This window comes from Micromonospora sp. NPDC049171 (genome assembly GCF_040648275.1).
Classification (GTDB): Bacteria; Actinomycetota; Actinomycetes; order Mycobacteriales; family Micromonosporaceae; genus Micromonospora.
On the sequence record NZ_JBEZDJ010000011.1, the window covers coordinates 209370 to 230361 of the forward strand.

Annotated in this window: 17 protein-coding genes; 10 read left to right on the forward strand and 7 right to left on the reverse strand. The window is 70.2% G+C overall.

The window, feature by feature from the left end:
* The first annotated feature begins 430 nt into the window (after positions 1–430).
* From rpsF to rplI, 4 genes are all read left to right on the forward strand, one after another.
* Positions 431–721, forward strand: coding sequence for a 30S ribosomal protein S6 (rpsF, locus tag AB0B14_RS16455; RefSeq protein WP_036391391.1), 291 nt, complete (start codon positions 431–433; stop codon positions 719–721).
* Between the two features lie 80 nt (positions 722–801).
* Positions 802–1341, forward strand: a complete 540-nt coding sequence (locus AB0B14_RS16460; protein WP_030487687.1) for a single-stranded DNA-binding protein — start codon at positions 802–804, stop codon at positions 1339–1341.
* On the forward strand, positions 1341–1622 hold the full coding sequence (gene rpsR, locus AB0B14_RS16465) for a 30S ribosomal protein S18 (RefSeq protein WP_051723758.1): 282 nt from the start codon (positions 1341–1343) through the stop codon (positions 1620–1622). The genes AB0B14_RS16460 and rpsR overlap by 1 nt, the downstream gene beginning before the upstream one ends.
* Before the next feature lie 14 nt (positions 1623–1636).
* Positions 1637–2083: a 50S ribosomal protein L9 gene (gene rplI, locus AB0B14_RS16470; protein ID WP_355028584.1), complete on the forward strand. Its 447-nt coding sequence runs from the start codon at positions 1637–1639 to the stop codon at positions 2081–2083.
* A 197-nt stretch (positions 2084–2280) separates the two neighbouring features.
* On the opposite strand, the gene AB0B14_RS16475 is transcribed toward rplI, so the two are convergent.
* Complete coding sequence (locus AB0B14_RS16475; protein WP_357522884.1) at positions 2281–3819, reverse strand: hypothetical protein; 1539 nt, start codon at positions 3817–3819, stop codon at positions 2281–2283.
* A gap of 381 nt (positions 3820–4200) precedes the next feature.
* Between AB0B14_RS16475 and dnaB the strand changes: the two genes are divergently transcribed.
* A complete protein-coding gene (gene dnaB / locus AB0B14_RS16480) occupies positions 4201–7038 on the forward strand; it encodes a replicative DNA helicase (protein ID WP_357522885.1) in 2838 nt (945 codons plus the stop codon).
* A gap of 22 nt (positions 7039–7060) precedes the next feature.
* On the opposite strand, the gene AB0B14_RS16485 is transcribed toward dnaB, so the two are convergent.
* The 5 genes from AB0B14_RS16485 to AB0B14_RS16505 all read right to left on the reverse strand — a co-directional run bounded on the left by AB0B14_RS16485 (position 7061) and on the right by AB0B14_RS16505 (position 12737).
* Positions 7061–7738, reverse strand: a complete 678-nt coding sequence (locus AB0B14_RS16485; RefSeq protein WP_357522886.1) for a maleylpyruvate isomerase N-terminal domain-containing protein — start codon at positions 7736–7738, stop codon at positions 7061–7063.
* Between the two features lie 95 nt (positions 7739–7833).
* Positions 7834–8208, reverse strand: coding sequence for a zf-TFIIB domain-containing protein (locus AB0B14_RS16490; protein ID WP_357522887.1), 375 nt, complete (start codon positions 8206–8208; stop codon positions 7834–7836).
* Positions 8209–8230: 22 nt separating this feature from the next.
* Positions 8231–8863 (reverse strand): phosphoribosyltransferase family protein, encoded by a 633-nt coding sequence (locus AB0B14_RS16495; RefSeq protein ID WP_357066046.1) that lies wholly within the window; start codon positions 8861–8863, stop codon positions 8231–8233.
* A 41-nt stretch (positions 8864–8904) separates the two neighbouring features.
* Entirely contained in the window at positions 8905–10236 is a 1332-nt protein-coding gene (locus tag AB0B14_RS16500; protein ID WP_357522888.1) for a glycosyltransferase family 87 protein, read from the reverse strand.
* A gap of 44 nt (positions 10237–10280) precedes the next feature.
* Complete coding sequence (locus tag AB0B14_RS16505) at positions 10281–12737, reverse strand: bifunctional diguanylate cyclase/phosphodiesterase (protein ID WP_357522889.1); 2457 nt, start codon at positions 12735–12737, stop codon at positions 10281–10283.
* A 668-nt stretch (positions 12738–13405) separates the two neighbouring features.
* Between AB0B14_RS16505 and AB0B14_RS16510 the strand changes: the two genes are divergently transcribed.
* From AB0B14_RS16510 to AB0B14_RS16530, 5 genes are all read left to right on the forward strand, one after another.
* Positions 13406–16507, forward strand: coding sequence for a BTAD domain-containing putative transcriptional regulator (locus AB0B14_RS16510; RefSeq protein ID WP_357522890.1), 3102 nt, complete (start codon positions 13406–13408; stop codon positions 16505–16507).
* Positions 16508–16757: 250 nt separating this feature from the next.
* The gene (gene moaC / locus AB0B14_RS16515) at positions 16758–17249 is read left to right on the forward strand and encodes a cyclic pyranopterin monophosphate synthase MoaC (RefSeq protein WP_357066037.1); all 492 of its coding nucleotides are present in this window, start codon (positions 16758–16760) and stop codon (positions 17247–17249) included.
* Entirely contained in the window at positions 17246–17716 is a 471-nt protein-coding gene (locus AB0B14_RS16520; protein WP_357066033.1) for a MogA/MoaB family molybdenum cofactor biosynthesis protein, read from the forward strand. The genes moaC and AB0B14_RS16520 overlap by 4 nt, the downstream gene beginning before the upstream one ends.
* A 74-nt stretch (positions 17717–17790) precedes the next feature.
* Positions 17791–19047: a molybdopterin molybdotransferase MoeA gene (locus AB0B14_RS16525; protein ID WP_357066031.1), complete on the forward strand. Its 1257-nt coding sequence runs from the start codon at positions 17791–17793 to the stop codon at positions 19045–19047.
* Positions 19044–19472 carry a molybdenum cofactor biosynthesis protein MoaE gene (locus AB0B14_RS16530; RefSeq protein ID WP_357066028.1) on the forward strand — a complete coding sequence of 143 codons (429 nt, stop codon included), beginning with the start codon at positions 19044–19046 and terminating at the stop codon, positions 19470–19472. The genes AB0B14_RS16525 and AB0B14_RS16530 overlap by 4 nt, the downstream gene beginning before the upstream one ends.
* Before the next feature lie 4 nt (positions 19473–19476).
* On the opposite strand, the gene AB0B14_RS16535 is transcribed toward AB0B14_RS16530, so the two are convergent.
* Positions 19477–20940: a glycosyltransferase 87 family protein gene (locus tag AB0B14_RS16535; protein WP_357522891.1), complete on the reverse strand. Its 1464-nt coding sequence runs from the start codon at positions 20938–20940 to the stop codon at positions 19477–19479.
* Positions 20941–20992: the final 52 nt, after the last annotated feature.

Consider the following 20992-nt stretch of genomic DNA (forward strand, 5'->3'; position numbering starts at 1 on the left):
GGGGGCGGCCCCTTCACACCCCGGATCCAGGCCGATGAAGAATCTCGGAAATTTGTACTTTTTCCCCCGACAAGGTACGAGTGCTGTTGTATCGTCAGATAACAACACGATAAAGCTCCGCGGGGCGTCTTCCGTCCAACCTCATCGGTGTGGTCGTTCCTCCCCAGGTCCCACCCAAGGAATGCGGACGGGACGCCCCGCGGCCTCGTTGGACGGGGGTCCACCACCGATCGCTACCCGGTCGGGCGGTGGACCCCCGTCAGCGTGTCCGGGTGCTGATCCGACCGCCCCGGGCATGATCGTTCGGACCGGGTATCCTGGTGCGGTTGTCCGCGTCCGGCCGGGTTCCCTCGGCGCGTGCGGGCAGCGACACAAGACCTCCTGCCACGGAAGGACCGTGGCCGCTTAGCCCACAGGAGGTGAGCACGTCTTGCGTCACTACGAACTCATGGTCATCCTCGACTCCAGCCTCGAGGAGCGCACCGTCGCACCGTCGCTCGACACGTACCTGAACGTGATTCGGACCGCGGGTGGCTCGGTTGAGAAGACCGACGTGTGGGGCCGCCGGCGCCTCGCGTACGAGATCAACAAGAAGGCCGAGGGCATCTACGCCGTCATCGACCTGCAGGCCACGCCTGCTGCGGTGGCCGAGCTGGACCGTCAGTTGCGCCTCAACGAGTCCGTGCTGCGCACCAAGGTCATCCGACCGGAAATGCGCTAGAGCATCCAACCCCGGTTCGTCCGGATCAGCCTCCGTGACTCTGTCGTACGGCTCTGCGAGCCTGTACGACGAGACGCTGAGTGCGCGAGGAGATGGTCATGGCAGGAGACACCACCATCACGGTCATCGGCAATCTGACCGATGACCCCGAGTTGCGGTTCACCCCCTCCGGGGCTGCGGTCGCCAAGTTCCGAGTCGCTTCGACGCCCCGTTTCATGGACAAGGCGTCGAACGAATGGAAGGACGGCGAGCCGCTGTTCCTCGCATGCACCGTGTGGCGGCAGGCCGCCGAGCACGTCGCCGAGTCGCTGCAGCGTGGCGCCCGGGTGATCGTGTCGGGCCGGCTGCGTCAGCGGTCGTACGAGACCCGCGAGGGTGAGAAGCGCACCGTCATCGAGCTTGAGGTCGACGAGATCGGCCCGTCGCTGCGCTACGCCACGGCGAAGGTGCAGAAGATGTCCCGCTCCGGCGGCGGTGGCGGCGGCTTCGGTGGCGGCGGTGGCGGCGGTCAGGGTGGCGGCGGAGGCAACTTCGACGACCCCTGGGCTTCGGCTGCTCCCTCTCCCTCTCCCGCGCGTGCCGGTTCGGGCGCCAATTTTGATGAGGAGCCACCGTTCTAATGGCGCCTAGCGCTCGCGATCGCAAACCAGGAGCACGTGCAACGGCCAAGGCTGCGGCACTGCGCAAGCCCAAGAAGAAGGTGAACCCGCTCGACAAGGACGGGATCGCCTACATCGATTACAAGGACACCGCGCTGCTGCGCAAGTTCATCTCCGATCGCGGCAAGATCCGCGCTCGTCGGGTGACCGGCGTGACCTCGCAGCAGCAGCGGCAGATCGCCCGTGCAGTCAAGAACGCCCGTGAGATGGCGCTCCTGCCGTACACGGCCACCACCCGCTGAGAGGAGGCACCGATATGAAGATCATCCTGACTCAGGAAGTGTCCGGCCTCGGTGCCCCGGGCGACGTCGTCGAGGTCAAGGACGGCTACGGCCGTAACTACCTGCTGCCGCAGGGCTTCGCGATCGCCTGGACCAAGGGCGCGGAAAAGCAGGTCACGGTCATCAAGCGGGCCCGTGGGGCTCGCGAGATCCGCGACCTCGACCACGCCAACGAGGTCAAGGCTCAGCTCGAGGGTCTCAAGGTCAACCTGAAGGTCCGCGCCGGCGACGGCGGACGGCTCTTCGGCTCGGTCACTCCGGCCGAGATCGTCGACGCCGTCAAGGCGGCCAGCGGCCCGGTCCTCGACCGTCGCCGGCTGGAGGTGCCCGGTCACATCAAGTCGACCGGCAGCTACCCGGTGAAGATCAAGCTTCACCCCGAGGTGACCGCGTCGTTCAACCTGAACGTCCTTCAGGGCTGACGTCCGCAACACCACCACGAGGGCCCGCACCGAGCAGTCGGTGCGGGCCCTCGTGCGTACGTCATCGGCCCCTGACCAAGGCCTCGCCACCGGTGCCGCTGACGATCACCCCGTGCAGCAGCGGCGAGACGGCCCGGGCACGCGGCTCCCACGCTCGCCGGCGAACCCACCCGGCGCGGCCTCGACTCGCCGGCCGGTCACCCGATCGGTTGACCGGTCACCGCGCTGATCAGCACCGTGGAGAGGCCGCCGCCCACCACCGCGGCGGCGAGCGCGATGGTGGCCGAACGCCACGTCGTGCCCACCCGACGCAGCAGCGCCGCCACCACCAGACTGCTCACCAACGCCAACGCGAAGCGCGGTGAGCCGGCCAGCAGCGACTCCAACGCGCGGGACCGGGGCGAGTCGCACCCACCCCCGCTGATGTCGGTCACACAACCAGCCGGCGCCTGACTGTCCAACGTCAACAGCCACACGAAGATCAGAACCGCCGGCGTGAGATAACAGGCAGCCGTGTACAGCAACGGCCGGAAGGGCCCACCCGGATCCGGGTCGAGCAGATCGTCCTCCAGGCGGCGAGCCCAGGCACCGGTGGCCGCCGACTCGACCCGACGCCGCACCGACGCCGCACCGACCGCCGCCCGGTCCGCCCGCCGCCGTGGCGCGGCCCGAGGGGGAACCGGCGCACTGCGCGGCCGAGGAGCCGTGTAGCCCACCACCGGTGAGCGGGGCGCCGACGGCAGCGGATCCGTCCATCTGGGATCATCGCCCGCCAGCCGGGTGCCGGACCAGAACCCGTCGTCCCGCGTCGGCCAATCCTCCGCCGCGGCAGCCCGGTCGGAGGGCGGCGGCAACGCACGCTCCCACTGGTCGTCCTCGATCGCGGACCGCTCCCACTGGCCGGTGCGGTCGGACCGCACCCAGCCGCCGACGCCATCCACCGCCGACCACTGCTCGCTCAGATCCGTGCCGTCAGCACCGGCACCGGGCGGCCACGCGTGCACGCCCGACGAGTCCCACGGATCCACCGCGGGCGGGTACGACGGCTCGGGCTCGGCCACCCGATCCGACCCACGTGCCCACGGGTCGTCCGCCGGCCGGGACCACGACTCCTCCGCCGCACGCCGGCTGCGCCGGGTGGGGCGGCTCACGTCCGGCACCGGCTCGCTCGGAGCGGGCTCCAGATCCCCGCCCGACCAGATCACCTGCGGACGGCCAGCGGGCGCACGGCGGGGACGGCGGTCCGGGACAGCACCGGAGACCGGCTCATCCTCCCCGGCGTCCGCGCGTCGGCGCCCGGCGTACCCCTGCTCCTGCGGACGGTCGAGCGTCCACTCCCGGGTGTGGTCCGACTCGGGGGCCGCGCCGATCGCGGCCTGCTCCCGCCAACTCGTCTCGCTGCCCCGCCGTCGGCTGCCCGACGACTCGATGGACCGCCGGCCGGCACCGGAAGTCGGCCGCTCAGGCTCGCGCTCGGGCTCGTCCTCGTCCGGTGCCGCGTGGCGACCGCCGCCGTCGGCGTGCCGAACACCCGACTCCAGCGCCCACCGGGGCAGGTAGGCGTCGACGGGCTCGTCCTGGCCGCGGTCCAACGCACGCCGCCGGCTGGACGTCCGGTAGCGGCCGTCCTCGTCGTACGGCTCAACCGGAAGAGACGCCGCGCGCTCACCCCACGAGGAGGTCGGCTGGCGCTCGCGCGGGCTGCCATCCCCGCGTCCCCAGTCCCGGTAACTCACGGCCGGAGTGTGACCCTTCTGAACCGAAAGCGGAATCCGCTGTCCAGGTGTAGCCGTTCGCTGGAGATAGTACGGGACGATCGTGTCACAGACCCGACCGAAATATTCTCCTCCACAGGCTGGGGAGCATGTTTCCGCAGGTCAAAGAGATGAGGCCAGGAATTCCCCAGTGGTTATCCACAGGCTGTGCACACACTGCGCACATCATGTCCACCGGCATCCACAGGTTGTCCCGAGGCTCGTCCACCGGTGTTGTTGAGTCTCTGACCTCGGGGTCCGTATGGTTGGCCCCCGACCGCCGGCGCGATGGCCCCCGATCGACCGGCCCGGTCGGACGGAAGTGTCAGACCCCAGCGGTAGAGCTGGAACAGATCCGACGCAGTGGAGGGGGGACCCGTGTCGGTCACCGACGACATGCGGGCGGAGTCACGGTCCGGTGGCGGCCAACCACCGGCACCACGAGACGGCCAGTTCGACAAGACCCCACCCCAGGACGTCGCCGCAGAGCAGTGCGTCCTCGGCGGCATGCTGCTCTCCAAGGACGCCATCGCCGACGTCGTCGAGATCCTCAAGACCAACGACTTCTACCGGCCGGTGCACGCCACCATCTTCGACATCATCCTCGACATCTACGGCCGGGGTGAGCCGGCCGACTCGATCACGGTTGCGGCGGCGCTCGCCGACTCCGGCGACCTGGTCCGCATCGGCGGCGCGCCCTACCTGCACACCCTCATCGCCAGCGTGCCGACCGCCGCGAACGCGGCCTACTACGCGCGCATCGTCAGCGAACGCGCGGTGCTGCGCCGGTTGGTCGAGGCCGGCACCAAGATCGTGCAACTGGGCTACGGCACCGCCAGCGGCGGCGCCCGGGACGTCGACGATGTCGTGGACCTCGCCCAGCAGGCCGTCTATGACGTCACCGAACGCCGGGTCAGCGAGGACTTCGCGATCCTGGCCGACATGTTGCAGCCGACACTCGACGAGATCGAGGCGGTGGGCGCGCAGGGCGGCATGATGACCGGGGTGCCGACCGGCTTCAGCGACCTGGACCGACTACTCAACGGCCTGCACGCTGGACAGTTGATCATCGTGGCTGGAAGGCCCGGTTTGGGCAAGGCGCTCGCGCTCGACACCCCACTGCCGACCCCGGGTGGCTGGACCACCATGGGCGAGGTGAAGGCTGGCGATCAACTTCTGGCGGCGGACGGCAGACCCACCACCGTCACACACGCCTTCGACGTCATGCACGACCGCCCCTGCTACGAGGTGGAGTTCTCCGACGGCACGGTCATCGTGGCCGACGCGGAACACCTGTGGAAGACGACCAGTCGGGCCAGTCGGCGGCAGGGGCCAGCGCGGCACAGGCGGCACTGGCCCGAATCGGCGCTGACCAACGTTCGTGCGGTACACGAGCGGCTGAGCTCTCTGCAGAATCAGCCGATCACTCTCTTCGACACGGTTGAACAGGTCGGCCCCGAGTTTCGGCATGTCCTGCACACCGTCGCCCGGGAGGTCGGATCGGTCGGCCGGATCAGCCGTCCCATCGTCCGCAACGGCAAGCCGCAGAACTGGACTGCGCCCGGCTATCCGACTGGTCCGCTTCTGAGCGCGCTCCTCGAACGAGCCGAGCGGGAGGTCAACGCCGGCAGCCGGGCCGACCACGACGGCGTCGTCACCACTGCCGAGATCGCAGCCACGCTGCGTACCGACACCGCCCAGCGGCGGCTCAACCATGCCGTACGGAACTGCGCACCCATCCAGCTCCCGGACCGTGAGTTGCTGGTCCCGCCCTACACCTTGGGGACGTGGCTGGGTGACGGGCACAGCGACGCCAGCCGCTTCACCACGGCAGATCCGGAGATGGTCACGCACGTCGAGGCGGACGGCTTCGTCGTGCGGCCCAGCGGGCCGATGATCTACACCATTCTGCTGCAGCCCACGTCCGCTGCTTCGGGGAACGGTGTCTGCGGGGACTGCGGCGTTTCCACCAGGGCGTTGCGGGAGAATCCAGCGACCGGGAAGTGTGCCGACTGCCGTCACCGGAACGGTTCCTTCCTCGGCCTGTTGCGTCAGATTGGGGTAGCGGGGAACAAGCACATCCCGGGCGTCTATCTGCGCGCCTCGGAGGCTCAGCGCCGGGCGTTGCTCGCTGGGCTGATGGACACCGATGGGACCGTCGCCCCCTCCGGCAACCTGCACTACACGTCGACCTCGAAGCGGCTGGCCGATGACGTACGCGAACTCGTCGTCAGCCTCGGCTACCGCTGCACGGTCAACGTGAAGCCGGTCCGTGGTCGCACCCCCGAGTCGTCCATCGCGTACACGTTGAACTTCTCCACCCCGGATGTCGTCTTCCGGCTCAGGCGCAAGCAGGATGCGCACGCCGAACGTCGCCGCACCACCTCCGACGTGCGAACGACCTCGCGGTTCGTCGTCGACGTCCGGCCGGTCCCCAGCGTTCCGGTGCGGTGCGTGACCGTCGACAACGACGAACACCTGTACCTGGCCAGCCGGGCGATGATCCCTACCCACAACAGCACCGCCAGCATGGACTTCGCCCGCAATGCTGCTATCCGCGCCAACCAGGCTGCCGCGATCTTCTCGCTGGAAATGAGCAAGGTCGAGATCGTCATGCGGCTGCTCTCCGCCGAGGCGCGGGTGCCACTGCACGTACTGCGCAGCGGTCAGCTCTCCGACGACGACTGGACCAAGCTGGCCCGGTGTATGGGTGAGATCAGTGAGGCGCCGCTCTTCGTCGATGACACGCCGAGCATGAACCTGATGGAGATCCGGGCCAAGGCCAGACGGTTGAAGCAGCGGCACGACCTCAAAATGATCGTGGTCGACTATCTGCAGCTGATGACCTCACCGAAGCGCACCGAGAGCCGCCAGCAGGAGGTCGCCGATCTGTCCCGTGGCCTGAAGCTGTTGGCCAAGGAGGTCGAGTGCCCGGTCATCGCGGTCAGTCAGCTGAACCGTGGCCCCGAGCAGCGCACCGATAAGCGACCCCAGTTGTCCGATTTGCGCGAATCAGGCTCAATTGAGCAAGATGCCGATGTTGTCATCCTTCTGCATCGTGACGACTACTACGACAAGGAGTCGCCGCGGGCCGGCGAAGCGGATTTCATTGTCGCTAAGCATCGGAATGGCCCCACCGACACGGTGACCGTCGCTGCCCAGCTGCACCTGTCCCGCTTCGTGGACATGGCCATCGGCTGACCGGTGCGGCACCCGCCGTCGATCAGCCGAGCAGGGGGAACCAGCCCGCCGACTCACCCAGCTCCAGCCGGTCCCGATCGGTCAACGGGACGCGCCCGGTGGCCTTCAGCAGGAAGTCCTGGTCGTCCCACGCGGTGGGCCGCACCGTGTCGTCGCTGAGCAGGCCATCCATGGTCGCCACCGCGACACCCACGGCCAGCGGACCGGGCAGCGGTGCGTCGGGCAGGGCCGGGGTCAGGTCCAGGTGGTGGATGACCGCCTCGGTGGTCAGGGTGGCGAGGAAGTCCGGTACGCGCAGCACGTGCCCCTGCGTGGTCACGTACCCCTCGGGGTTTGCTGACCTGGCGGCGCGGACCGCCGCCGGGGCGGTGTCGCGCCAGAGCCGGACGATCCCGCTCGGCCTGTCGAACGCGGCGGCCGATCGGCGCACCCACCAGGCGTGCCGGGTGCTCGCTTCGTCGCCGGCGGGGAAGTCGCGCCAGTAGCTGACGTCGTCGACGTCGGCCGGCCCGTCGGCGGGGCTGGCCAGTGCGACAAGCGCACGCTGGGCGTCGCCGAGCACGTGCAGGAGCAGGTCCGCGACGAGCCAGCCCTGGCAGCGGGTGGCTCGTTGCAGGCCGGCGTCGTCCAGGTCGGCGACCACTGCGGTGATCCCGTCGTACGCCTGGGCCAGCGCCTCGTCCGCTCGGATCGTGGTCATGCGATTCAGCCTCGCATGGACCATCCCGCCCGCCAACCGGCGAGCTGCTGCCCGGGTCGACGCGTGATCGACCCGGGCGGGTTGTCGGTCTTGGCTCAGCCGAACATCTCGTCGAGGAAGCCCTTGCGCTTCTTCTGCCGGTAGTGCCCGTGGTAGCCGTGGTGCTGTTGCTGCTGGTGGCCGTAGGCCGGCGCCGGCGGGTAGCCGGGCGGGGGCGGCGGGACGGCACCGTAACCGGGCTGGTGCGGCGGAGGCGGCGGAGGTGGGTAGCCGGCCGGCTGATGGGTGGGTTGCTGCGGCGCGCCACCGGGCTGTTGGCGGCTCCAGTTGGCCTCGGCCTCGAACAGCTTCTCCAGCTCGCCGCGGTCCAGGAAGATGCCGCGGCACTCCCCGCACTGGTCGATCACGACGCTGCTGCGCTCGTACTGGCGCATCTCTCCATGGCACTTGGGACAGGTGAGACTATTCATCGCCCGACGGTACCTGGTCCACCTAAGCGGTTGCTGTGAGCGCCTCGCTGACCTCTGCGTCGGAGACCTCGTGGAAGTCGTCGTAGTAGACGCTCACGGCGCCGAACTCGGGTGGGCGTTGGGCACAGATGACCTGGTCCGCTTCGGCGGCGAGCAGTTCGTACGCCTCCTGTGCGCCGACCGGGACGGCGACCACGACCCGGTGTGCCCCGAGTTGGCGGGCGACCTCCACGGCGGCGCGGGCGGTCGCGCCGGTGGCCAGGCCGTCGTCGATGATCACGGCGGTCCGTCCGGTGAGGTCCAACTGTGCGCGGCCTCCTCGGTAGAGCCGTTCCCGACGGGTCAGTTCGGCCTGCTCCCGTTGGCTGACCTCGGCGATGTCGTCGCTGCTGAGTCGGCTGGCCACCGCGTCGTTGAGCACCTGGACACCGCCCGGCCCGAGCGCGCCGAAGGCGACCTCCCGGGCCCACGGCATGCCGAGCTTGCGGACGACAAGCACGTCCAGTGGTGCGCCGAGTCGTTCGGCGACGACACGGGCGACCGGTACGCCGCCACGGACGAGGCCGAGGACGACCACGTCCGGGTCGCCGACGAGTGCGGTGAGCCGCTCGGCGAGCACCCGGCCCGCGTCGGCCCGGTCGCGGTACGTCGTCATGCCTTCAGGTCTACGCCCTGGCGGGCCGTTCCGCCCGGCAGTTACGCCGATGCGGTCCGACTGGCCAGCTCGGGAACCGGGGTGGCCGGTGGGTGGACCGGGCGGTGCAGGGCGGATGCCCAGGTGAGCAGGGCCATCGGGTAGAGCAGGTAGCCGAAGCGCGTCGAGGGCATCAGGGCGATCGCGGCGAGTAGCCCGTACCCGCAGATCAGCGCCGTGGCGGTGGCGGTGCGGGGCGGGCGGCGGGCGAGCCGGACGGCGATGGCCACGCCGGCGGCGACAAGCAGCGCGGCGGCGATGATCCGGCCGGCGGGTAGCGCGTTGGCGATCAGGTAGCCGGGGAAGGGGGACTGTGCGGGGCTGGTGACCAGGCCGTGGCCGAGGGGGAAGCGCAGCACGTTCTCGGTCAGCGCGTCGCGGTCGACGAGTATCGCCGGCAGCAGGACCGCGACGGGCAGGCCGATCGCGCCGGCGGCGACCCGGGTGCCGGCGCGTCGGGTCAGGCCCCAGACGATCAGGACGAGCGCGACCGGCCAGGCGAAGAGCTTCAGTGCGCCGGCGAGCCCGACCGCGAGGCCGGCGCGGCCGGGTCGGTCGGTGGCGGCGAGCGCGAGGGCCAGCAGGCAGAGCGCGAGTACGGGTAGGTCGTCGCCGCCGGTGGCGAGGGTGAGGGCGCAGACGGGCAGGACGGTGGCGGCCTGCACGCCACGCAGCAGCGCGGCGTCCGGTCGGTGGCCCCTGCCGGTCTGGGCCGGTGGTCTGCGCAGGGCGGCGACGGCCAGGGCGAGCGCCAGTGCGGTGCCCACCGCGAACCAGACCCGGGAGTCGGTCCACCAGGTGTCGGCAAGTGCTCTGGGCAGGCCGAAGATTGCCATGCCGGGCTGGTACGGGGTGTAGCCCAGCAGTTGTTCGCCGGGGGGTAGGGCGGCTATCGCGTCGGGTCCGAGGTACGGCGTGCCGTGTTCCAGGAGGCGGGTGCCGGCGTGCTCCACGACCAGCACCTCTTCCTGTGCGCGGTCGGTGCGCCCGCTGGCCCGCTCGATGCTCTGCCAGAGCAGGGGCAGCAGGGCGGTGCTCGCCCAGGTGAGGCCGGTGATCGCCCAGCGGGCGCGTAGACCGACCAACGGTGCGCTCGGGTGGCCCCGACGCAGCAGGAGTTGGGTGATCACCATGAGCGTCGCGGCCAGGTACCCGACGGCGGCGACCGCGCCCCAGGCCCGGTGCGGCGACAGGGTCGACGTGACGGCGGTGAACGCGGCGAAGATGGTCGACACGGCGTAGAGGCCGAGGTCGACGGCGAGTCCGCCGGCGGCGGTGTCGAGCGTGCGCCAGTGCCAGGGACGGCGGCGGGCGGTCGGGGCGTCGGCGATCACGCGAGCCAGTCTGGCAGACCGGGCCGTACCTGCACCGGACCGCGTCAGGCGGGCAGGTGCGGGAGGCGGGTGCGGCCGGGTTGGCGGCGGGTCTGGCTCAACCGGATCACCGCGCCGGCGTTGTGCAGTGGCGCGACGAGGGCGCCGGGGCGCCCGCCCGAGCCGCGTTGCATGGCCGCGAGCAGGGTGCCGGCTGGCACCGGCCGGGCGAACAGGTGGCCCTGGCCGGCGAGGCAGCCCAACTCCCAGAGGGCCCGCCGTTGTGGCTCGCTCTCCACCCCCTCGGCGACCACTGCCAGGTTGAGGCTGCGACCCAGGTCGAGGGTGGAACGGATGACCGCGGCGGCCTCCGCTGAACTCTCCATGGTCGTGACGAAGCTTCGGTCGATCTTCAGCTCGTGCACGGGGATGCGGGAGAGCAGGGAGAGCGAGGAGTAGCCGGTGCCGAAGTCGTCCAACGCCAACCGGACGCCCTCGTCGCGCAGCCGGCTGAGCACGCGGTCGACCACGTCGAGTTGGCTGAGCGTGAGCGTTTCGGTCAGCTCCAGCACCAGCCGGTCCGCCGGTAGGTCGTGGGCGCGCAGCCGGGCCAGCACCGAGCCGGGGAACCGCGCGTCGAGCAGGCTGCGGGGGGACACGTTGACCGCGACGGGTATGTCGAAGCCGGCGTCCCGCCAGGTGGTGGCCGCGATCAGTGCCTGGTCGAGGATCGCCTCGGCGAAGGCCGGCAGCAGACCGGAGCGTTCCACCGCCTCCAGGAAACGCAGTGGGTCGATCATGCCGTGGGTGGGGTGGCGCCAGCGGGCCAACGCCTCGGCGCTCGTCACCTCGCCGGTGCCCAGGTCGACGATCGGCTGGAAGTTGACGATGAACTCGTGGTCGGCGACCGCACGGGGCAGGTCGCCACCGAGGGTGAGGCGGCCCAGGTCGGCGGTGTCGCGGGTGGTGGCGTAGGTGGAGAGTCGCTGCCCGGCACGCTTCGCCTGGTACATGGCCACGTCGGCGCGGCGCAGCAGCTCGGTCATGCCACCGGTCGACGGGGCGACGGAGATGCCGCCGCTGGCTTCGACGCTGATCCGCATGCCGTCCAGCTCGAACGGCTCGTGCAGGGTGGCGAGGAGCGTCTCGGCCCGGTGCGCGGCCACCGCCGGGGCCGGCAGCCCGCGCAAAAGTACGGAGAACTCGTCACCGCCGAGGCGGGCCACCAGGTCACTCGCCTGCGCCGCGTCCCGTAGCCGGTCGGCGACCTGAACCAGCACCTGGTCACCGGCGGCGTGGCCGAGTGTGTCGTTGACCTCCTTGAAGTGGTTGAGGTCGATCAGCACCAGCGCGGTCACGCCGTCCGCGTGTCGGGCGCTCAACTGTTTGGTGCCCTCGTCGAGGAGGTGCCGGCGGTTGGCCAGCCCGGTCAGCGCGTCGTGGGTGGCGGCGTACGCGTGCTCGTCGGCCACCCGGGCCAGCTCGGCGTACGCCTGGGCGTTGCGCACGGCCGTGCAGAGTGCGGAGGCGAAGGTGCGCAGGGTGTACTGCTCGCGCTCGGAGAGTTGCACCGGGCCGCGGAAGCGTAGTCGGAGGACGCCGACGTCGACAGTGCGGTCGTGCCCTTCGAGCGGGGCGGGGACGATCGTGCCGTCCACGTCGGTGGGCTTGCCGATGGGGCCGTCGAAGGTGATGCCGCCGGTGCCGCCGCGGACGGTGCGGTCGCCGTCACGCAGTTCGATTTCGACCTCGTCGGCGGAGAACAGTTCGGCGGCCTGGGTGACGGCGGTGGTGAGGACGGCGTCGAGGTCGACGACGTTTAGCGCGTCGGTGGTGCGAGCGAGGCGCTGCCACGCCTGTTGTTCGGTGCGGCCCCTGATCCGCGCGGAGTAGGCCAGGTGCAGGCTCAGGACCAGGGGTGGGACGGCGAGGAGCAGACTTTGGTCCGCTCGAAGGATGATCACGGTGAGAGCGGCGACGATGAACCGGACGGCGAATCCGGCGATCCGTAGGTCGAGGTGGTTACGGAACTGTCGGAGGATTCGGGTGCCCGACGCCAGGGCGATTACCGGGATGGCCAACAGGTCGTCGAGCATCGCGGCGGCGAGGTAGACCGCCCCGAGCAGGACGAGGTGGTTGAACAATCCGTCTGGTGGCCAGCGCTGACCGAGGAGCATGATCACTAGGGTGGCGCCGCCGGCCACGAGGGTGTGCTTGGCGATGCCGAACGCCGTCTTGATGGCGGTCAGTCGTTTGACGAGTGACACGCACGCGATGCCGATGCCCGTCGACAGGATCACCCAGGGTGGCGGGGCCAGGGCAAGCCCGAGGACGATGGCCGTCTCCACCCAGGCGAACGAGAAGGTCGTCGACTTGATCCGGAGGCGCGTCTTGACGATTGCCCCCAGGGCGATCATCAGGACGAGTGCTGAGATCGTCGAGACATCTCCCGCGTTGGCTGGCATGTTGCGAATAGTTGCGATCACTGCTGTCGCGGCGACGACGGATGCGAGCGTCACCATCAGCCCGACAAGGCCCAGCAGGCGTGGGTCGGCTTCCCTGTGACGACGCGTCGTCCGGTTCACTCAACCTCACCCGTAACCCACCGTCGGTGTCCGCTAACGGGCAGCGTACCGCTGTGTCGTTCAGGTGATAAGGACTTAGTCCCATTCGGTGCTACGCATCTGACACACCCTTCAGCGTCGAGGATTTACATCGGACTGAAGCTGGTACTAGTCCCACTCGGTGCTGTTGCGCATCGCTCGACCTCCTTGCCGCTACGAGGCGTCGTGTTCGGCGCCATTCGTTCGTAGGGATGAGAGTAGGAGACCCGATGGGCAGGAAGGAATAATTTATGTCGGTATGCGCAACATTAGCCAAGCTGAAGCGGATATGTCACTTTCTGTCCGCGCTCCGGCGCGGAGCGCTGAACCTTCTCGCCGGAAGGTTGGGACGAATCGACCATTATTGCCGCGGCCGGCGAGGCGTATTCAGTGTTGCGGGGCCGTTCCCTGAGCTCATCCGCAGTTCGGGCACCCTGCCTGCGATCCGGATCGATCGCGGACAAGCGCCTGCGCAGATCATTCCAGCTAACGCTGAGGGAGGCGACGCCGTCCGGGTGGGGCTGGTCACCGTAGGCTGCGTTGCGTGATCGACCGGATACGTCACTGCCGTCGAGGTGGGAGGACGGGTGGAGATTCGAGTTCTTGGCGGCCTCTCGGTGCATCTGTCCGCGCGCACTTTGCCGCTGGGGACACCGAAACAACAGGCAGTCTTCGCGATGCTCACCGTTCAGCCCGGGCGGCTGGTGACAGTGGACGACCTCGTCGACGAGTTGTGGGCCGATCGCCCACCGCGATCGGCCGTCGCTAATGTGCGGACCTATGCCGGCAATCTGCGCCGGACTTTCGAGGCTTTCCCGACCGGTCGCGGTGTCATCGAACGCCGACGCAACGGCTATCGACTCGTCGTGGACCCGGGACGAGTAGACGTCTTTCGCTTCGCGTTGGAACAGAACGCGGGTCGGGAAGCACTGACCGCCGGCCACCTGGACCGCGCCCGGGAGCTACTGGGGCGCGCCCTGGCTCGGTGGCAAGGTCCGATGTTCGCCGGCGTCCCCCTCGGGCCCGTCCTGACGTCGCGGACGGTGGCTGCGGAAGAGGAACGGGTGCTGACCGTGGAGCTACACGCCGACCTCCAACTGCGATCAGGTCGGGGCGACCTGGCGATTCCACCGCTGCGCGACTTGGTGGCTCGCCACCCTCTCCGGGAGCCGGCCTACCACCTCCTCATGCGGGCTCTCCACGAGCGCGGGGACAACGCCGGGGCGCTGGCGACGTACGACGAGATCCGAACCCGGCTGGCCACGGAGTTGGGCGTCGGTCCCGGGCATAACCTCGAGGAATTGCGCAGCTCGATCGTCGCGGCGGTGTCGCGTTCCGGCCCGGGGCGCGCTGTCGCCTTCCGGCGGGAGAGCGGTCAGCGGCGTCCGTACCTGGTCGTGGCGGACGCTGCGGCTGCCGGACAATCGGGCCGGATCGACCCGGTGGATCATCTGCCCCGGGCGGTCGCCGACTTCGTCGGCAGGGAGGACGTCGTGTCGCGGCTGCTGGCGGAGACCCGGCGGGTCGAGGAGCGGGTGCCGGCGGTCCACATCATCGACGGCATGGCGGGCAGCGGCAAGACGGCACTTGCCGTGCACCTGGCCCGCCGGCTCTCCGATCGATACCCGGATGCCGCGCTGTTCGTCGACCTCGGTGGGCATGGCGAGAAGAACCGGGTGGAGCCGGCGAGTGCCCTGGTCACCCTGCTTCGGCAGCTCGATGTGCCGGCCGGACAGGTTCCGGTCGAGATCGACGACCGGGTGGAGCGGTGGCGACGGGAGTTGGCCCGGAGGCGGTCGGTGATAGTTCTCGACAACGCCGCGAGTAGTGAGCAGATCCTGCCCCTCCTGCCGACCGAACCGACCGCCGTGGTGCTGGTGACCTCGCGGCGGCGACTGTCGCACCCGGATGTCGCACCCTCGCAGACGCTTCCGGTCATGAGCTCTCGGGAGAGCGTGGAACTCCTCAGCCTCAGCGTGGGTCCGGACAGGGTCGAAGCCGAGCCGGAAGCGGCCGAGGATGTGGTCCGCCGGTGCGGTCATCTTCCGCTGGCGATCCGGCTGGCTGGTGCCAGGCTGGCTCATCGGCGCGGATGGCGCCTGGCGGACCTCGCCGAACAGATGGCTGGTGGCGATCCGCCGTTGCTGCATCACCTGGGCCAGCAGGAGAGCACTGTCATCGGTGCCTTCGCCGCCTCCTATGAGCCGCTTCCGGACGCGACGAAAAGAGTCTTCCGGTTCCTGGGCCTGTATCCGGGTGACCGCTTCGGTCCGCTGACGGTCGCTGCGCTGACCGACCTGAACGTCGCAGAAGCCCGAGCGGCGCTTGATGACCTCGTCGACCGGAACCTGGTCGAGGATCTCGACTCGACGCGGTACGGACTGCACGACCTGATGCGCGAGTACTCCGTCGAGCTGTGTTCGCGCATCGACTCCCCGAGCGACCGAAGCCGCGGACTGTCCCAGCTGTTCGCCTTCACGCTGGAGGTGGCCCTGAAGGTTGCCGAAACACTGGAGCCCGCCGTCATAAGCTCCCAGTTCACTCAACTCCCGTTTGGGCGTCCCGAACTGGTCGAGGCCATCGGCGAGCCTACCGCCGACTGGTTGGAAACCGAGCGGGCGGATCTGGTGAGGATGGTGTCGTCGGCGAGAGAGTCGGGCTTTCACGAGTATTCGTGGCGGCTGGCCCGTGCCATCTGGCGCTTCTGCTACATCCGCGGATACTTCGAGGACATCATCCTCACCCACCGCCATGCGCTCAGCGCGGCCGAGGCAACGGGAGATGTCGAAGCGATGGCGCTGATGAACAACTACCTGGCCTCTGCTTACGTCCGCACCGGGAACAATCGGGGGGCGCTCGACCACCTGACCCGTGCGGTCGAACTCTCCCGCAGCTCGCCGGACTCGGCGAACGCCGCGCGATACCGCTCCAACCTCGCCGCCGTCTACTGGTGGAGTGGCCATCTGACCGAGGCGGTGACGCTGGGTTTCGATTGTCTGCGGAATTTTAAGGTTTACGGGAGGGTAGAGACGCCGAAGCTGCTGCCGAATCTTGGCTTGGCGCTGATGGGTCTGGGGCGGTATCAGGAGGCGTTGCGGATGCATCGTCTGCACCTGATCTGGGCGCGGACGAACTCCGCCGATTTTCATGTACTCAACGCTCTCAGCCACATCGGAGCCGTCCGCGTGCGAATGGGCGACTTCCCGCAGGCGATCCGAATCCTCATGGCTTCGCTGGCCCTGCGAGACCGCACTGGCCACCGATACGCCGCAGCCGAGGTGCACAACGACCTCGGGATCGCCTACCGCGGTCTCGGCCGTCTGGCCGAGGCTCAGCAGGAACACGAGGTGGCTTGGAAGCTGGCGATCGGCTCGGGGGAACGACATCTCGAGGCGGCCGCGCTGAACGAGCTTGGGCGCACTCTGCTGGCGCAGGGCCGGGGCGGTGAGGCGGCCGAGATGCACCAGGAGGCGTTGCGCTTGGCGACTCGGATCTCACATCCGTACGAGCAGGGGCGGGCCCTGGCGGGCCTTGCCGAACACTTTGCCCGCGTGAACCCGGCGGAGGCGAGGCGGCACGGGGAGCGGGCGTTGGCGATCTTCCGACGGATGGGCGTGCCGGAGCGGTTCGAGACCGAGCGCCGTCTCGCCGAGTTGAGTGACGAAGACACGGAACGCCGACCAGGCTGAACGGCACTTATCGATTTCTTATCGCGAGGCCCGTTAGCTTCTGCGCCGTGACGACGAACGGGGAGGTTCTGCCCAAGCGCAGGATCTGGTCGTCGCACGTACCCGTTGCCAGGCTTCCCCAGGGCCTCGGCAACAGGTCGGTGAGGGAGGAGCGGCGTCCCGCCGGTGCGCCGTCAGCACCGCGGCGCGGCGGGCAGAGCGACGCCGCTCCTTCCAAGCGCCGTCGTACCGCACCGATAGACTCACGGCCGTGACCGAACCCGCGCAGCTCAGCCATGTCGACCGTGCGGGCGCGGCCCGCATGGTCGACGTCTCCGACAAGGCGGTGACGGGCCGGCTGGCCGTCGCGGCCGGCCGTTTGCGCACCACACCCGAGGTCGTCGACCTGCTGCACCGCGACGGGCTGCCCAAGGGCGACGCGTTGGCGGTCGGTCGGTTGGCCGGGATCATGGGCGCCAAGCGCACCCCCGACCTGATTCCGCTGTGCCACCCGATCGCCCTGCACGGCGTCACCGTCGACCTGCGGCTGACCGCCGACACCGTGGAGATCACGGCCACCGCCCGCACGGCGGACCGGACGGGCGTGGAGATGGAGGCGCTCACCGCCGTGGCCGTCGCCGGTCTCGCCCTGATCGACATGGTCAAGGCGGTCGACCCGGCGGCCTCGGTGGAGGCGGTCCGGGTGTTGCGCAAGGAGGGCGGCAAGACCGGCGAGTGGGTCCGGCCGGAGGACCGGCCGTGATCCGGGCCCGAGTGATCGTCGCGTCCAACCGGGCTGCCGCCGGCGTCTACGCCGACACCAGCGGTCCCCTGCTCGTGTCCGGCCTGCGCGAGTTGGGGTGCCAGGTCGACGACCCGGTGGTGGTGCCCGACGGCGAGCCGGTCGGCGCGGCCCTGCGGGCCGCCCGCGCCGACGGTGTCGACGTGGTGCTGACCAGTGGTGGCACCGGGGTGACCCCGTCGGACCGCACACCGGACGTGACAGGCGCTCTGCTGGATTACGAGATCCCCGGCATCGCCGAGGCGATCCGCGCGCACAGCCGCGACCGGGTGCCCACCTCGGTGCTGTCCCGGGGTCTGGCCGGGGTTGCCGGCCGGATGCTGGTGGTCAACCTGCCCGGCTCGACCGGTGGCGCCCGGGACGGGCTGGCGGTGCTCGGGCCGATCCTCGGGCACACCGTGGACCAGCTTCGCGGCGGAGACCACTGATTCCCCGGCGGAGACCACCGACGGGTCCACGCCAGGCTCGGGCAGGTGTCGGTCCGTGCCGATAGGCTCGGCCGGTGAGCACGGAAACCGCACCCACCGCGGATCGGGTCGCCGCACCTCCGCCAGCCGGGTGGGAGGAGGCGCGGTCCCGGGTCTACGCGGTCGGCCTGGCCGCCGCGCTGCCCGCCGCCAACCGACCACTCGTCGACACCGACGGGTCGACCCTGGCCGAGCCGCTGACCACCCGCACCGACCTGCCCGCGTTCCCCACCTCCAGCGTGGACGGCTGGGCGGTGCGCGGCGGCGGCCCGTGGCGCATCGTCGGCCGGGTGTTGGCCGGCAGCACCCCCGCCCCGCTCACCGAGGACGACACGACGGTCGAGATCGCGACCGGGGCCATGGTGCCCGAGGGCGCCACCGCCGTGCTGCGCGTGGAGGAGTCCGCGACTGCCGACGGCCTGGTCAGCGGCGTTCCCCGGCAGACACCCGAGTGGCGCGAGCCCGGCGAGGAGGCGTACGCCGACGAGGAGCTGTTGCCGGTCGGCACGCCTGTCGACCCGGCGGTGATCGGCCTGGCCGCCTCCTGCGGGCACGACACGCTGCGGGTCCGGCGGGCGCCGCGCGCCGCGCTGCTGGTCTTCGGTGACGAGTTGCTGACCACGGGCCCGCCCGCGGCCGGTCGGGTCCGCGACGCGCTCGGCCCCGCGGTGCCGGCGTGGCTGCGGCGCTACGGCTGCCAGGTCCGCCCGTCGGACGTGGTCGGCCCGGTGGCCGACACGCTGCCCGCGCACGTGGCGGCCCTGCGGGCGGCGCTGACCAACGCCGACCTGGTCTGCACCACCGGTGGCACGATGAACGGCCCGGTCGACCACCTGCACCCGACCCTGGAGGCGCTCGGCGCCGACTACGTGGTCAACACCGTGGCGGTCCGTCCGGGCTTCCCGATGCTGCTGGCCCGGGTGGCCGGACACGACGGGCGGGTCCGGTTCGTGGCCGGGCTGCCGGGCAACCCGCAGTCCGCCATCATCGCGTTGGTGTCGCTCGTCGCGCCGCTGCTCGCCGGCCTCCAGGGCCGCTCGATGCCGGTGCTGCCGCACGCCACGTTGGCCGAGCCGGTGCCCGGCCGCGGTGACCACACCCACCTGGCCCTGGTCCGGCTGGACCGGGCCGCCGGGACCGCGTTCCCGGTGCGACACGTCGGCTCCGCGATGCTGCGTGGCCTGGCCGGGGCGGACGGCTTCGCCGTCATCCGGCCCGGCACCAGGGGCGAGCCGGGCGACCGGGTGCCGATCGTGCCGTTGCCGCTGCTTCCCGGGGAGCGTTCGTCATGACCGCACCGACGATCACCTTCGGTGAGATCACCGACCAGCCGCTCGACCTGGCCGCACACGAGGCGGCGGTCGCCGACCGTCGGGCCGGTGCCGTGGTCTCCTTCCAGGGCGTGGTCCGCGACCACGATCACGGCCGGCAGGTCACCAGCCTGGAGTACGAAGGGCATCCGAGCGCCGCGCAGGTGCTGCGCGAGGTGGCCGCCGAGATCGCCGCGGAGCCCGACGTCTACGCGGTGGCGGTCTCGCACCGGGTCGGCCCCCTGGCGATCGGTGACGTGGCGCTCGTCGCCGCGGTGAGCACCGCCCACCGGGCGGCGGCCTTCGCGGCCTGCGCCCGACTCGTCGACGAGGCCAAGGCGCGCCTGCCGATCTGGAAGCGGCAGGTCTTCAGCGACGGCACCGACGAATGGGTCAACTGCCCCTGACCGCTCAGCGGCGGCCGTTGACCAGCACTGCCCGGGGGAGCCGGTCACCGTAGAACGCCGGCTCCGCACCCGGACGCCACGGCAGCGCGGCGACCAGCACGATCAGTGCGAGTGCGAGCGAGTTTTCCATCAGGGCCCCGAAGAGACCGTCCTGGTAGTGCGACATCTCCGGCAGTTGGTGCTCGTACGGCCAGATCGGGGAGATCAGGAAAAGCAGGTAGAGCCCGATCGCCGCGGCACCGTGCCGGAGCCCGGTCAGCGTGGGATACCAGATCGGCGGGCGGAGCCCGTTGACCCCGGGCAACCCGCCGAACACCGGGCCCTGGCCGGTGCGCTGAGGCATTGCCCGGGTCGCCTCCCGGCGGCGTACGGCGGCGTCGGCCAGCACGATGATCGCCGGGATCACCCAGACCAGGTGGTGCGTCCAGGAGATCGGGCTGATCACGTTCGCGGTGAGACCGACAAGTGTGAACGCGGTCAGCTCGTCACCGTCGGCGCGGGCACTGGCAGCCCGGGACAGGCCCAGCGCCAGGATCAGCACCGAGAAGGCGAGCCAGAGCAGCCCCGGGGTCTCGATCGAGTCGTACAGGCGGGCAAGTAGGCCGGCCAGCGACTGGTTCGGCGTCATGTCCGCCGCGCCGACCCGTTCGGTCTGCCAGAGCACGCTGCCGAAGTACGTCCGCGACTCGTCACCGACGATCGCGAAGGTCGCCACCGTCACGCCGATCGTGGTGCCGATGGCGGTGGCCGCCACTCGCCACTGGCGGGTGATCAGCAGGTAGAGGATGAAGAGTGCCGGGGTGAGCTTGACCGCGGTGGCCAGGCCGATGCCGGCGCCGGCCCAGGCCCCGCCGTAGAGGAAGCGCAGCAGGGGGCCGTCCGTCGCGGCGTAGTGGGTGCCGCGGCGGGAGCGCCAGCGAAGGCCGATCAGGTCAGCCATGATCAACGCGAACAGCAGGATGTTGACCTGGCCGTAGCCGAGAGTCTCCCGACCTGGCTCGATGGCGATCGCGAGCGGCACCGCCACGGCCACGGTGAACCACAGTGGCCACCCCAGCCGGTCCACGATGGGGCGGAGCAGCCCGGCCAGCACCAGCGCCAGCGCGGCGATGCTGGCGACGGCGTTGACCATGCCGGCCGCGAAGATCGGTAGCTGGGCCATGGGCAGCATGACCAGCCCACCGAACGGCGGGTAGGTGAAACCGAGGGTGGTCCCGGGCGCGATGAACTCGTAGAGCTCGTGACCGCTCGCCCACCACACCACGGCACCGTGGTAGATCTTCATGTCGAAGAAGTTGTACGGCCGCCCGAAGGCGCCGATGGCGAGCCATGCGGCGTAGGCGACGGCGGCGACGATGGCGCCCCGTACGACGTTCTTGCGATCGATCCGACGCGTGACGCGTTGGAGACGCGTTGAGCGTCTGATTGGGGCGAGGCGGTCCGCCCGACTACCGACAGCCGTCGGCATGGCGTGGCCACCCCCGTACCAAGGTCGTCCTACCCGTCCAGGTCCTGCAGGG

What these genes read in the sequence shown, in the direction of transcription:
- AB0B14_RS16530 (WP_357066028.1), top strand. Translation starts at nt 19,044, where the DNA reads ATGACCGCACCGACGATCACCTTCGGTGAGATCACCGACCAGCCGCTC.
- AB0B14_RS16495 (WP_357066046.1), bottom strand. Translation starts at nt 8,863, where the DNA reads ATGACGACGTACCGCGACCGGGCCGACGCGGGCCGGGTGCTCGCCGAG.
- AB0B14_RS16535 (WP_357522891.1), bottom strand. Translation starts at nt 20,940, where the DNA reads ATGCCGACGGCTGTCGGTAGTCGGGCGGACCGCCTCGCCCCAATCAGA.
- rplI (WP_355028584.1), top strand. Translation starts at nt 1,637, where the DNA reads ATGAAGATCATCCTGACTCAGGAAGTGTCCGGCCTCGGTGCCCCGGGC.
- AB0B14_RS16485 (WP_357522886.1), bottom strand. Translation starts at nt 7,738, where the DNA reads ATGACCACGATCCGAGCGGACGAGGCGCTGGCCCAGGCGTACGACGGG.
- AB0B14_RS16490 (WP_357522887.1), bottom strand. Translation starts at nt 8,208, where the DNA reads ATGAATAGTCTCACCTGTCCCAAGTGCCATGGAGAGATGCGCCAGTAC.
- rpsR (WP_051723758.1), top strand. Translation starts at nt 1,341, where the DNA reads ATGGCGCCTAGCGCTCGCGATCGCAAACCAGGAGCACGTGCAACGGCC.
- AB0B14_RS16505 (WP_357522889.1), bottom strand. Translation starts at nt 12,737, where the DNA reads ATGGTGACGCTCGCATCCGTCGTCGCCGCGACAGCAGTGATCGCAACT.